Genomic DNA, 13287 nt, shown 5'->3' with positions numbered 1-13287 from the left:
TACAATTTATTTTCAATATAAAATAAAGTAAGTACTTTTATATTGAAAAAGAACCTTTAGCGCTATGAAAATTATTAATATAAAACACCTAGTACTTTTACTTCCGTTTATTATTTTAGGTTGTTATGAAGATGTGGACGACAACCCAATCTCTGACACAGAGATTAAAGATTTTATTTGGTCTGGATTAAATACTTGGTATTACTGGCAAGATCAAGTTACGGACTTAGCAGATGACCGATTTTTAGACTCTGCAAACTATACTCAGTTTTTAAATAGTTTTGATACGCCTGATCAAATGTTTTATAGCTTATTATCTGATCAAGACCGTTTTAGTTGGATTGTAGACGATTATTTTGCTTTAAACAACGCTTTAAATGGTGTATCTAAAAGCAACGGAATGGAATTTGGTGTTGGTTTAATTGATGGTGGCAGCAATGCTTTTGGTGTTGTACAATATGTATTACCAAATACAAGCGCATCTACAAACAACTTACAACGTGGAAACTTTTTTTTAACCGTAGACGGAATACAATTAACTGAAAACAATTACAGAAACTTACTATTTTTTGGAAGCGATACTTATACTATTGGTCTTGCCGAATTGGATACATCCAACAATCTTGTTTTAACAGGTCAAACCGTTACGCTTACTAAACAAGTTTATGAAGAAAATCCGATTTTAATAGCTAACACCTTTACTGTAGAAGGTATTAAAGTTGGTTATTTAATGTATAATCGTTTTACAAGCGGTTATGACCAACAGCTTAATAATATTTTTGGTCAATTTGCTGCAGAAGGTGTCCAAGACTTAGTCCTAGATTTACGTTACAACCCAGGAGGTAGTGTTAATAGTGCTATTAATTTAGGAAGTATGATTGCTGGAGAACCAACAACCTCAGTATTTTTAAAACAACAATGGAATAATAAAATACAAGCCATCCTAACTGATGTGCAGGTTAATAAATATTTTACAAATCAACTCTCTGACGGTACATCTATTAATACCTTAAACCTAAATAAAGTATACATTTTAGCGCAAGGTAGCTCTGCATCTGCTAGCGAGTTGGTTATAAATTGCTTAAGACCATACCTTGATGTCATACATATTGGTGATGTAACTGTTGGTAAAAATGAGTTTTCAACCACCTTATATGATAGTCCAAGTTGTAATTATAGTTGCACCACAGGTATTAATCCAAATCACACTTGGGCAATGCAGCCTTTAGTTGGTAAAAGCGAGAATGCTAATGGCTTTTTTGAATACGAAACTGGTTTGATCCCAACTTTAACTTTAGAAGAAAACGTTGCAAATTATGGTGTTTTAGGACAACAAGACGAACCACTTTTAGCAAGAGCCATTCAGCATATTACAGGAAATGGACGTTTTAGCAACCAATCTATTTTAAATAACTTAAAAATAAAAGACTACTCAAAGCTTAATACTATTACAAAAGACAACATGTACATTGATAGTGAAGGATTAAACGTATTTAAATAAAGAAAAAACAAAACCTATTGAGCTATAAAACATATTTTAATTGGAGCACAGGAAAAGATTCGGCTTTAGCCTTATATTATTTACAACAAGACGAGACTTATTCTGTCCAGCAATTAATTACAACGGTTAACACCCATTTTAATCGTGTGACCATGCATGGTTTAAGATTGGAGCTACTAACTGCACAAACTGAGGCTTTAAATATTAAATCTAGTCTAATAGAACTTCCAGAAATGCCAAGTATGGACACTTATGAAGACATCATGCTAAAGGCTGTGACTGCGTTAAAAGATGACAATTTTACACATAGTGCATTTGGGGACATCTATTTAGAGGACTTAAAAGTATACAGAGAAAACCAACTGGCCACGCAAAACATAAAAACCGTTTTTCCGTTATGGAAGCGCGATACAAAACAACTTATTACTGAGTTTTTAGCGCTGGGTTTTAAAACCATAGTGGTTTGCGCTAATTCTAAATATTTTGATCAAGATTTTGTTGGAACTATTATAGATGAAAATTTTATAGATAACCTACCCGATGGTGTTGATCCTTGCGGAGAAAATGGCGAGTTCCACACGTTTTGCTTTGACGGTCCAATTTTTAAAAACCCAATACCATTTACTATTGGCGACAAAGTATACCGTGAATATAATGCACCTAAAACCGATAATAATTCCGTTTGTAAAAGTGATGCTGAAACCTATGGCGTTTGGTATTGTGACTTAATTCCAAAGCCATAACCTAAAAGTCTAAAAAATTTAAAACAAAAAAAAGCCTCTAAATAATTTAGAGGCTTTTTAATGGTTGGTTGATTTGTGGTTTTTTATTACCTATGTTTTAGTTGAAGTAAAACCCGTTTGGAGCACTACCTGCAACATTAGAACTTAATAAAGCGCCTGATGTAGAATATTCATAAAATGATCCATTAGAAGCAAAATCTCCTGCATCTCCAATATAAATAACATCATCATTTACTGCAAAACCGTACATTACACCATATGCAGATGTAGAGTTGTAAGTTAAAATTGGTGTTTCTGATACGGTTGTATCTCCTAAATTAAAACTATATACAGATGCTTCTGAAGTAAAATATACAGCATCATCATCTATATTTAAATTTTTAGTTCCCGCAATAGTTGAAGGTATATCTACAGTACTAGCAACAGTATTAGTATCTAAATCTATTTCCATAAATTTACCAGAACCTGTTAAAACATAAACATCGTCACCTGATACTGCAATAGAGTTAGATGTATTACCTGCTCCTAAATCGATATCTGTTACAGTTAACGTATTAGTATCTACTACAGATACAGAATGTGCTGACCCATATTGATTGTTAGTCGTTATTACTTTATCTCCCACAGCTGCTATACGGTCTAAATAATTACCAATTAACACTTGAGATGTCGCGTAATTTGACAAATCAATTACTGTTAAAAAATCATCTGTTACAGATGCAAAACTAGCATTGTTTGTTACATACGCTTTACCGTCTACAACAACACCATATCTTGGACTTTCTAAATCCGTACTTATAGTTGTAATATACTCAAAAGTATAACGGTTAACAACAGTTACAGATCCACTTCCAGCAACGATAAATGCTCTTGTATCATCAAAAAAGATATTCTGAATATAAATTCCCATCTCTTCTGCATCTGGATTTTCTATTCTAAAAACATCATCAGTTCTTGTTCCGTCTTCACCAATAAAAATTATAGAATTTGTAACAGAGTTACCTCCTCCTTCATTTAATACAAAATAACCATCTTCATAAGCACCTAAAGGCTCAGAGTCAAATGGTATCATATCGTCATCGTTACTACAAGAGGTTAGCAAAAAAGCACTTGCTACTGCTAATAATACTATTTTTTTTAATTGTTTCATCGTACTGTTTTATTTATTAGTGTTTAAAAATTAAAATTCAAATATGTATTAAAATGTGTTCCTGGCATAAATCGCCCTAACACACTTTGATAATTATGGTTAAAAACATTGTTAAGCTGCGCGCCAACCGTAATATTTTTCTTTCTACCTAAAGTATAGTCTATCCCTAAATTAGATAAGTAATACGCATCAATATTATACTTTGGATTGTTATCTGATTGTGTAAAAACCTCTCCTACAAATACGTATTGGTAATAGGCAGACAAACGGTTGTAGTTATAGCCTAAAGTAGCTGTTGCCTTATGATAAGGCACATATATTAATTGTGCTTTGCGTTGCTGATCTTCTGATATAGTATAAGCATAATTACTAGTCAACGTCAATTGGTTTTCACCAAAATAATGCGTTGCATTTAATTGCGCTTCTACACCGTAAGTTTTAACATGATCTGTATTTATAGGCCTCCAAACAGTAGTGGTTGGCAACCATCTAATCATATCTGTAATATCATTATAAAACCCTGTAACAGAAAAATCTATAGTTTTAAAAGTAAACGAATTCCCTAATTCTAATTGGTAAGAGGTTTCTGGTTTTAAATCTAGATTACCTCCACTTTGCCAATACAAATCATTAAACGTTGGTACTCTATAGTTTTTAGACCCATTAAGCGTTACTGTATAAGCGTCGGAAACGTCATACTTTAAACCTAAACTATATAAAAAAGGACTTTTATAATTATCAGTTATTTCTTGTCTTGTTGTAATTTCATATAAAAAACGAGAACTAACCTTTTGTTTAAACAACAAATTAAACCCTGTCACATTACGCTTTACTTTACTTATACTGGAGCCTTCTCCGGTATTTTGGGTATAATCTACAACCGGATTAATGGTAATGTTATCACCTAACTTATAAGACAAATCATACTTTAAAATTAAAGTATTTACACCGCCATCGGTATAATCATCTCTTTCTATATTAGAAAAATACTTATAACTTTCAGTTAAATAAGCTACTTTAAAATTAGAAGTAAAACCACCAAATAATCCTACATATTCCAAAAGATTTCTAGAATCTCGATTTTTATATTTAGATGGTGTTTCTGTTGGTAATTGCAAAGAAAAATGACGTTGACCATCATAAAAATTACTGTAAGCCTTGATTATATTATTATCGTTAAACTTATATCCTAAATTTAACCCGATAGTATTACTATAAAACTCACCATTCAAATTTGTCTTATTACTGTCTACATAATCGTAATCATTATCAGATTTTAAATAACTAACATTAGCATTAACACTTAATTTATCTGTAGAAAAATGCCCTTTATAAGTACTATTTATGGTATTAAAGCTACCGTAGTTAACGCCTACAAAATGAGAATTTGCAGTATTATAAGCAATCTTATTATTTAAATGGATTGACCCACCAATAGCACCACTACCGTATAAAACACTTCCTCCTCCACTTCTAACATCAATATTATCAAATAGCTTAGTGTTTACTGTGCTAAAATCGGTTTGTCCATTAAGTTGAGAATTAATATTAATACCATTCCAAATTACTGCAGTTTGTTGCGCTGTAGTCCCTCTAAAAGATGGCGAAGACACCATACCATAGCCATTTTCTTTAAAGTAAATTGTACTATTAGTATTAAGTAAATGCGTCAGTAATGGATTTGCTTTTTTTATAACACTATCAGACAGTTTTAAAACCGTTTGTGTATTTGTAAAGGCTTTCAACTTGACATCACTCAACTCGATAACATCTAAATATTGGATAGAATCCAGCTGTGTTTGTGCATAAGACACAACACTACAACATACAGCAAGTAATAATACAATAGTTTTTTTCATAAATCTTAAAGACCTTTCTCCCGAAGATCGTATTAGATGACAAATTCTGGCAGGTCTCCTGACTTGTTATATGTTACTCTACCTTCCCATTTTTAATAAAACAGTGGTCTAAGTTTGAATAACATCCTTTAAAAGGTGTCCAACTAATGTTGAACATAAACTTACAGTTGCGGGAACAGTTCTGGATTTAAACCAGATTCCCTTTTAATCGACTTTGCATTAGCACAAAGTCAAACCAAAATTCAGCGCGAATGTACTATTTTAAATTAATTCATTCTTCATTTTTCTTATTCATTTTATAGATTAAATAAATAAAGCCAATTAAAAAATGTAATAATATAATTCCTCCTACTATATATATTGTTAAATTTGAACCGTCTCTCATGACTAAAATTTTATATAAATTTAAAGGAAAATATTCCGCTAAAGCGCTACAAATGTTACATAACAAAGCTTTTTTACTACTATTACTTTCATTTTTATTATTTCTAAATTGTAAGGAAGATCCAGGTATTGACAGGAAACTTCCTGCCTTAGTACAAGAGGATAATAGTATCGCTTACGCTGAAGGATTTAGTATTACAAATCATAGTAATTTTAAAGTATTAACCATTAACAACCCTTGGCCTAAAGCAGAAAAAACCTATAAGTACGTTTTAATTAGTAAAGAAGATGCAGCAAAAACATCGTTTATGAAAGATGAATATGATGGCATTATCATTACTCCTGTAACGTCTATAGTAGTAACCTCTACAACGCATATTCCTGCTTTAGACCTTTTAAATGAAGAAAAATCGTTGATTGGTTTTCCTGGCAGTGATTATATTTCTTCAGAAAAAATCAGACAGCGTATTGATAATGGACACGTAAGAGAATTAGGTAAAAACGAAGGTTTAAACACCGAAGTTTTATTAGAGTTAAATCCAAATGTTGTCGTTGGATTTGGTGTTGATGGCACAAGTAAATCTTTAAAAACAATAAGTAATGCTAGAATACCTGTAATTTATAATGGTGATTGGGTAGAAAAAACACCTTTGGCTAAAGCCGAATGGATTAAGTTTTTTGGTGCATTATATAACAAAGAAAAACAAGCAGATTCTGTATTTAAAACTATCGAAACCAATTACAAAGCAGCAAAACAATTAGCGCAAACCGTCACTGAGCGACCAACCGTAATTAGTGGTGCAATGTATAAGGACGTATGGTATTTACCAAATGGAACCAGTACCGAAGCTCAATTTTTAAAAGATGCAAATGTCGATTATTTATATGCAGATACTAAATCACAAGGCAGTTTAGCATTAAGTTTTGAAGCTGTTTTTGAAAAAGCAAAACATGCTAATTTATGGTTAAGTCCATCTTATTATGGTAGCATGGAAGCTTTACAAACCGCTAATACGCATTACACGCAATTTGATGCTTATAAAAATAATGCCATCTATACTTTTGCAGATACAACCGGAAAAACAGGAGGCGTTTTATATTATGAGCTTGGTTTATCTAGACCTGATTTAGTATTAAAAGACATCATTAAAATTTGTCATCCAGACTTATTGCCAGATTATCAAACTTACTTTTTTAAACCGTTAAAGTGATAACATCCAAACCTTATACCATTCCCTTTATAGTATTAGCAGTTTTGCTTTTACTATTATTTATGGTAAACATTAGTTTAGGATCTGTATCCATAGCTTTTAATACTATTATAGACAGTTTTTTTACTAAATCTGATAATTTAAACAATCATCAATATATAATCCAAAACTATCGTTTACCCAAAGCAATTACTGCTGTATTGGTAGGTTCTGGTTTAGGTATTTCTGGGTTATTAATGCAAACCCTTTTTAGAAATCCTTTAGCTGGTCCTTTTGTTTTAGGGATTACCTCTGGAGCAAGTCTAGGTGTCGCATTGGTTATTTTAGGTAGTAGTATTTTTGGTGGATTTTTAGCTACTTTTTTACTTACCAAATGGAGCTTAGTTATTGCAGCAAGTTTAGGTAGTTTTTTAGTGTTATTATTAGTCCTAATTGTATCCTCAAAAGTTAGAGATACTATGGCTATTTTAATTATCGGATTAATGTTTGGCAGTATTACAGCTGCAATAGTTAGTGTACTATCCTACTTTAGTAGTGCAGAACAATTACAGCAATACATTTTTTGGGGTTTTGGTAGTTTAGGAGATTTGGACTGGAACGAGGTTACTATTTTTACAATCATTTATTGTATTGGCATCCTATTTAGTATCCTGTCTATAAAAGGTCTTAACACTTTATTGTTAGGCGAAAATTATGCTAAAAGTCTAGGTTTAAACATTAAACAAAGTCGATTATTAATTATTATTGCCACTAGCCTACTAGCAGGTACTATTACTGCTTTTGCAGGACCAATAGCCTTTATTGGCTTAGCAATTCCGCATGTTACTAGACAAGTTTTTAATACGTCCAATCATAAAATATTATTACCTGCTGTATTTTTATTTGGTGCAATTATTATGCTAATTTGTGACAGTATTGCTCAATTACCAAACACAGATTATATGCTACCTATTAATGCTATAACCTCCTTATTTGGTGCACCAATTGTAGTTTGGTTATTAGTAAGACAACGTAAAATGGTGTTTTAAAATGAAAGAAAACAACCAACATACCATCCTAAAAACTGATAATTTAACTGTAGGTTATCAGTCTAAAAAAAACCAAACTATTGTATCATCTAACATTAATATTGCTTTAACTAAAGGCGAATTAATTGGATTAGTTGGTGGTAATGGGATTGGTAAATCCACACTTTTAAAAACATTAACAAAGGTTATAACACCTTTAAGTGGTCATGTTTTAATAAATAATATAAATTTAGATAACTATTCTAATTTAGAGCTTGCCAAAACTTTAAGTTTGGTATTAACAGAGCCTATTGCTGCAAAAAACTTAACCGTGTTTGAGCTGGTTGCTTTAGGACGTCAACCTTACACCAATTGGGTTGGTAATTTATCTGACACCGATTTAACTATTATTAATAAAGCAATAAATCAAACGACTATTGAAGATTTGAAACATAAAAAATGTTTCGAGCTTAGTGATGGTCAACTTCAAAAGGTTATGATTGCTCGTGCTTTAGCTCAAGATACAGATTTAATTATTCTAGACGAACCTACGTCGCATTTAGACATGTATCACAAAGCATACATCTTAAAACTGCTTCAAAAATTAGCAAAAGATACCGGAAAAACCATCTTATTTTCGTCTCATGAAATTGATTTAGCCATCCAATTATGCGATAGTATGATTGTCATGTCAAACCATGGAATAGTTGGTGATTCACCTTGTAATTTAATCGAAAAAGGTGCGTTTTCTAACCTGTTTCCTGCAGATATGATTGTTTTTGATGAAAAAACAGGCAGTTTTAGGGTTAAAAAGTAGTTTTACGTCAAACTCAAAATTACAAAACAACAATTCACATCATACCAAACTCGTATCAGTATCACATATTAATTAAAGTATTTTTAATCATCGTTTACAGACTCAAGTTCATCTAAATTATAATCATAAAGAAACACTCCACGTCATACTGAACTCGTTTCAGTATCTCACATTAATGAAGGCTTAAAACATCTATCACAATACTTTATAAAAAGATCTGTAATCACTTTCTAAATTAAAAAAGAATTAAGCTTTTAGCATATAAAAACACTTAACTTCTCACTGAGTCACAAATTAACTATCTTTGAACAAACTACGTTTTCATTAAATGAACGACAACATTATACTAATTATTACTATTTTAATTGCTGCTGCTATTGGTGGTTATTTAGGTATGCTTTTCACTAAACTTAAAAGTAAAAGCGAAAAAAGTACTTTAGAAGAAAGAAACACCAATTTACAACAGCAACTCTCTGACTTAAAACAGTTTTATTCCGCAGAAAGCGAAAGACAACACGCAACATTTAACACCCAATTACAAGAGTTGAAACAAACTATTTCTAAAATTGAAATAGAACGTGAAGGCATTCGTCGTGAAAAGGATATTTTAAATGAAGATTTAGCTAGAAAAAATGCTGATTTTGAAAACTTACAGCAATTAAATCTTAAACGTGAGGAAGAAGTCGAATTACGTCAAGAACAACTACGCAAGGATTTTGAGTTATTAGCAACTAAAATTTTAGACGAAAAAAGCGAAAAATTCACCCTTCAGAATAAAGAAAATATCAAAAATATTTTAAATCCACTTCAAGAAAAAATACTAACCTTCGAGAAAAAAGTAGACGATACTCAAAAGGAAAGTATTAGTATGCATAGTGCTTTAAAAGAGCAATTATTGGGTTTAAAAGATTTAAATCAGCAAATGACTAAAGAAGCCACCAACCTAACGAGAGCACTGAAAGGTGATAGTAAAATGCAAGGAAATTGGGGAGAATTAGTTTTAGAACGTGTTCTTGAAAAATCTGGTTTAGAAAAGGATAGAGAATATTTTGTACAACAAAATTTTACCAGAGCTGATGGTACAAGAGTACTACCAGATATAGTGTTGCATTTACCTGACAATAAAAAAATGATTATTGACAGTAAAGTGTCTTTAACAGATTACGAGCGTTACGTGAATGCAGAAGATGACGAGCGTGAGATATATTTAAAAGCCCACATCAATTCTATAAGACGACACGTAGACCAATTATCTGATAAAAAGTACGAAGATTTATATGATATAGAAAGTCCTGATTTTGTATTACTATTTATCCCAATAGAACCTGCGTTTGCAGTCGCTATTAATGCCGATAATAGTTTATACAATAAAGCATTCGAAAAAAACATAGTTATTGTTACACCTTCCACACTATTAGCAACTTTAAGAACTGTTGACAGTATGTGGAATAACGAAAAGCAGCAACAAAATGCTATCGAAATTGCAAGACAAGCTGGCGCTTTATATGATAAATTTGAAGGTTTAGTAAAAGACTTGACTGGTGTTGGAAAAAAAATAGACGATGCTAAAAAGGATTATTCCTCTGCTATGAATAAATTAGTAGAAGGAAAAGGAAACCTAATTACAAGTGTTGAAAAATTGAAAAAATTAGGTGCTAAAGCTAAAAAAGCATTACCCGAAACCATTATTAAAAGAGCAGAATTTGACGATTAACAGAAAACAATTATGATAAAATTTTTAGTAAAAACCTTAGTTATTATAGTCCTAATTTTAGTGGGATATTTTTGTTTTATATACTTTGCAACTTACAGTGAAGGTGTTAGAGCAGGAGAATTAGTTAAATTTAGCAGTAAAGGTGTTATGTTTAAAACTTGGGAAGGTGAGGTCAGTCAAGGTGTGTCTGAAGCTCAACTTTTTGAATTTTCTGTAGAGGATAAAGAGAAACAGGTTATTAATGATTTAAATCGTTTACAAGGTAAATTTGTAAAACTTTCGTATTTTGAACGTTACAAAACCTTCTTTTGGTTAGGTGATACTAAGTACTTTATTACTAAAGTAGAAGAAGATAAAGAACGACGTTCTAATTATTAATTATGACAGATTCTACTCAAAATATAATATACAAATGGAGCTTAAGAGCTAAATATATTTTTATATTTATTGCAGGAGCAGGACTACTATCTTTTGGTTTTGATACGCTTATAGAGCCAGGAAAATTTAGTAAAAGAGAAGAATTAAATAACTTTATTATTATCATGTGTCTCTTTTTTGGATTGGCTTTAATTATTGTCGGATTTTACAGAAAAAACCAAATTGAATATTACATACAACAACAAAAACTATAATGAAAGCATATAAAAAAGCAGACGATTCTAGAATTAGTATTTCCGAATTAATGTTACCATCACACTCTAACTTTAGTGGAAAAATACATGGTGGTTACATACTAAATTTGATGGATCAAATAGCTTTTGCTTGTGCTTCTAAACATTCCAAAACCTACTGTGTGACTGCTAGTGTAGATACTGTAGATTTTTTAAGTCCTATTGAGGTTGGCGAACTAGTAACCATGAAAGCTTCTGTAAATTTTGTTGGAAACACATCTATGGTTGTTGGTATACGTGTAGAGGCTGAAAATATACAAACTGGTATTGTAAAGCATTGTAACTCGTCTTACTTTACAATGGTAGCCAAAGATGATAATGGACAATCCATGGAAGTTGCTGGACTTATTTTAAATGATAAGGTTGAAGTCAAACGCTTTTTAAAAGCTATTAAGCGAATGGAGACTAAAAAACAACGACAATATGAGTTTGATCATGAAGATTTTTCGCACACAGATTACCTGCCAATATTAAAAGATTACAAAGTTAGAATAGATTTACCTGATAATTTTTAAAATAAAAAAGCCTTCAAAAAATGAAGGCTTTTTTATTTTAAAATACTTGTATTAAATTTTTACAAATCGTTTAGTTATTGTGGTCCCTAAACTAACAGAAGTTATTTTTATTAAATACACACCATCATTCCAATTAGAAATAGACAAACTAGTCTTTAATTGACTAATTGTTTTTGATAGTATTTTTTTTCCTAAAACATTATACACTTCAATAGTCAAATCTTCTTTAAACTTAGAAGGTATTTCGACATTTAAAGTCGATGATGCAGGATTTGGATACAAATTTATCGCAGATAAACGTGTTGCAAAATCAGGCACACTTAAAGTCCCTTCTGGCACGACTGTAATAACACCAAACATACTTGTAGGATGTGGATTACATTGGTATGTATTTGTACCAACAGATGTAAACGTATACGAAAACGTTGCTCCTGTAGTCATAAAACCACTTACAAAATTATCTGAGGACGTACCTCCTGTTCTTTCTACATTATGCGTACCAGTAGAATACCAATCCCAAATAACTGTATCTCCAACCTCAATGGTGCGATCTGCGTTATTATTTGGTCCTGTTGCATTAGAGTTAGAGCCGAAACTCCAATCTATATTAACTGTTTGGTTTTGAGCTGATACGCTTAAAGCTACAAAAGCAAATAAAATAAATAGTAGTTTTTTTGTCATAATCTCTTTTATTGTAAAATACAAAAAATAAATATAACCTCCTAAAAACCAATCGATTATTTTTATTACTTACTTAAATACATTTTTCGTCTTGCATATAAATCGTAAAACTGATCATCTTTTAAATCGTCAATAAACAATATACTTTCTCCAGTACTTTTCATTTCTGGACCAAGTTTTTTATTCACATTATGAAATTTATTAAAAGAAAACACTGGCTGCTTAATAGCATAACCTTTTAACTGTGGGTTAAAATTAAAGTCAGTAACTTTCTTTTCGCCTAACATAACTTTAGTTGCATAATTTACATAAGGCTCTCCATAGGCTTTAGAAATAAATGGAACTGTACGTGATGCTCTTGGATTAGCTTCAATGATGTAAACAATATCATCTTTGATAGCAAACTGTATATTAATTAACCCAACCGTATTTAATGCTAATGCAATTTTCTTGGTATGGTCTTTTATTTGCTGCATTACAAACTCTCCTAAATTAAAAGGTGGTAATGTTGCGTTACTATCACCAGAGTGGATTCCGCAAGGCTCAATATGCTCCATTATACCAATGATGTAAACATTTTCTCCGTCGCAAATAGCATCAGCTTCAGCTTCAATAGCTCCATCAAGATAATGGTCTAATAGCAGTTGATTTCCAGGCATACGTCTTAATAAATCAACGACATGCTCTTCTAAATCTTGTTTATTAATTACAATCTTCATCCCTTGTCCACCAAGTACGTATGAAGGTCTAACTAATATTGGAAAATCTAGCACGTCTGCAATTGCAGCTGCTTCATCTGCAGTTGTAGCAATATCAAATTCTGGATAAGGAATATTGTTTTCTTTAAGCATGTTAGAAAACAACCCTCTATCTTCGGCTAAATCTAGAGCTTCAAAGCTAGTTCCTAAAATTTTAATTCCGTATTTAGATAGTTTTTCAGCAAGTTTTAAAGCGGTTTGTCCACCTAATTGCACGATAACACCTTCTGGTTTTTCATGTCTAATGATGTCATAGATATGTTCCCAAAAAACAGG

The 13287-nt window shown here is 31.5% G+C and carries 13 protein-coding genes and 1 riboswitch; of the genes, 9 read left to right on the top strand and 4 right to left on the bottom strand.

Features of this window, described 5'->3' with window-relative positions; genetic code table 11:
* Positions 1-64 precede the first annotated feature (64 nt).
* Positions 65-1501, top strand: a complete 1437-nt coding sequence (locus B2989_RS07240) for a S41 family peptidase (protein WP_292946594.1) — start codon at positions 65-67, stop codon at positions 1499-1501.
* A 17-nt stretch (positions 1502-1518) separates the two neighbouring features.
* Entirely contained in the window at positions 1519-2244 is a 726-nt protein-coding gene (locus tag B2989_RS07235; protein ID WP_292946591.1) for an adenine nucleotide alpha hydrolase, read from the top strand.
* A gap of 97 nt (positions 2245-2341) precedes the next feature.
* On the opposite strand, the gene B2989_RS07230 is transcribed toward B2989_RS07235, so the two are convergent.
* Positions 2342-3394, bottom strand: a complete 1053-nt coding sequence (locus tag B2989_RS07230) for a YncE family protein (RefSeq protein WP_292946588.1) — start codon at positions 3392-3394, stop codon at positions 2342-2344.
* A 23-nt stretch (positions 3395-3417) separates the two neighbouring features.
* Positions 3418-5253 carry a TonB-dependent receptor plug domain-containing protein gene (locus B2989_RS07225; RefSeq protein WP_292946585.1) on the bottom strand — a complete coding sequence of 612 codons (1836 nt, stop codon included), beginning with the start codon at positions 5251-5253 and terminating at the stop codon, positions 3418-3420.
* A gap of 31 nt (positions 5254-5284) precedes the next feature.
* A riboswitch (cobalamin riboswitch) is annotated at positions 5285-5508 on the bottom strand.
* A gap of 128 nt (positions 5509-5636) precedes the next feature.
* Here B2989_RS07225 and B2989_RS07220 point away from each other — a divergent pair.
* The 7 genes from B2989_RS07220 to B2989_RS07190 all read left to right on the top strand — a co-directional run bounded on the left by B2989_RS07220 (position 5637) and on the right by B2989_RS07190 (position 11572).
* Positions 5637-6848: an ABC transporter substrate-binding protein gene (locus tag B2989_RS07220; RefSeq protein WP_292946582.1), complete on the top strand. Its 1212-nt coding sequence runs from the start codon at positions 5637-5639 to the stop codon at positions 6846-6848.
* Positions 6845-7876 carry a FecCD family ABC transporter permease gene (locus B2989_RS07215; protein WP_292946579.1) on the top strand — a complete coding sequence of 344 codons (1032 nt, stop codon included), beginning with the start codon at positions 6845-6847 and terminating at the stop codon, positions 7874-7876. Before B2989_RS07220 ends, B2989_RS07215 begins: the two co-directional genes overlap by 4 nt.
* Position 7877: 1 nt before the next feature.
* Positions 7878-8672 (top strand): ABC transporter ATP-binding protein, encoded by a 795-nt coding sequence (locus tag B2989_RS07210; protein WP_292946576.1) that lies wholly within the window; start codon positions 7878-7880, stop codon positions 8670-8672.
* A gap of 328 nt (positions 8673-9000) precedes the next feature.
* Positions 9001-10386: a DNA recombination protein RmuC gene (gene rmuC / locus B2989_RS07205; protein ID WP_292946574.1), complete on the top strand. Its 1386-nt coding sequence runs from the start codon at positions 9001-9003 to the stop codon at positions 10384-10386.
* A 12-nt stretch (positions 10387-10398) separates the two neighbouring features.
* On the top strand, positions 10399-10764 hold the full coding sequence (locus B2989_RS07200; RefSeq protein ID WP_292946571.1) for a 6-phosphogluconate dehydrogenase: 366 nt from the start codon (positions 10399-10401) through the stop codon (positions 10762-10764).
* A gap of 2 nt (positions 10765-10766) precedes the next feature.
* Positions 10767-11018, top strand: a complete 252-nt coding sequence (locus tag B2989_RS07195) for a hypothetical protein (RefSeq protein WP_292946568.1) — start codon at positions 10767-10769, stop codon at positions 11016-11018.
* Positions 11018-11572, top strand: a complete 555-nt coding sequence (locus B2989_RS07190; RefSeq protein ID WP_145002142.1) for an acyl-CoA thioesterase — start codon at positions 11018-11020, stop codon at positions 11570-11572. The genes B2989_RS07195 and B2989_RS07190 overlap by 1 nt, the downstream gene beginning before the upstream one ends.
* A 51-nt stretch (positions 11573-11623) precedes the next feature.
* Here B2989_RS07190 and B2989_RS07185 read toward each other — a convergent pair whose 3' ends face one another.
* The gene (locus B2989_RS07185) at positions 11624-12253 is read right to left on the bottom strand and encodes a T9SS type A sorting domain-containing protein (RefSeq protein WP_292946563.1); all 630 of its coding nucleotides are present in this window, start codon (positions 12251-12253) and stop codon (positions 11624-11626) included.
* A 65-nt stretch (positions 12254-12318) separates the two neighbouring features.
* Positions 12319-13287, bottom strand: a 969-nt coding sequence (locus B2989_RS07180; protein WP_292946560.1) for an ATP-grasp domain-containing protein, incomplete at its 5' end; no start/stop codon positions are given.

Origin of the sequence: Olleya sp. UBA1516, from assembly GCF_002323495.1 — a bacterium.
Lineage (GTDB): Bacteria > Bacteroidota > Bacteroidia > Flavobacteriales > Flavobacteriaceae > Olleya.
This window is presented reverse-complemented; position numbering and strand designations above follow the sequence as displayed.

Coding starts and splice junctions, on each gene's coding strand:
- B2989_RS07240 (WP_292946594.1), top strand. CDS start 65: ATGAAAATTATTAATATAAAACACCTAGTACTTTTACTTCCGTTTATT.
- B2989_RS07230 (WP_292946588.1), bottom strand. CDS start 3,394: ATGAAACAATTAAAAAAAATAGTATTATTAGCAGTAGCAAGTGCTTTT.
- B2989_RS07225 (WP_292946585.1), bottom strand. CDS start 5,253: ATGAAAAAAACTATTGTATTATTACTTGCTGTATGTTGTAGTGTTGTG.
- B2989_RS07220 (WP_292946582.1), top strand. CDS start 5,637: ATGACTAAAATTTTATATAAATTTAAAGGAAAATATTCCGCTAAAGCG.
- B2989_RS07210 (WP_292946576.1), top strand. CDS start 7,878: ATGAAAGAAAACAACCAACATACCATCCTAAAAACTGATAATTTAACT.
- rmuC (WP_292946574.1), top strand. CDS start 9,001: ATGAACGACAACATTATACTAATTATTACTATTTTAATTGCTGCTGCT.
- B2989_RS07200 (WP_292946571.1), top strand. CDS start 10,399: ATGATAAAATTTTTAGTAAAAACCTTAGTTATTATAGTCCTAATTTTA.
- B2989_RS07195 (WP_292946568.1), top strand. CDS start 10,767: ATGACAGATTCTACTCAAAATATAATATACAAATGGAGCTTAAGAGCT.
- B2989_RS07190 (WP_145002142.1), top strand. CDS start 11,018: ATGAAAGCATATAAAAAAGCAGACGATTCTAGAATTAGTATTTCCGAA.
- B2989_RS07185 (WP_292946563.1), bottom strand. CDS start 12,253: ATGACAAAAAAACTACTATTTATTTTATTTGCTTTTGTAGCTTTAAGC.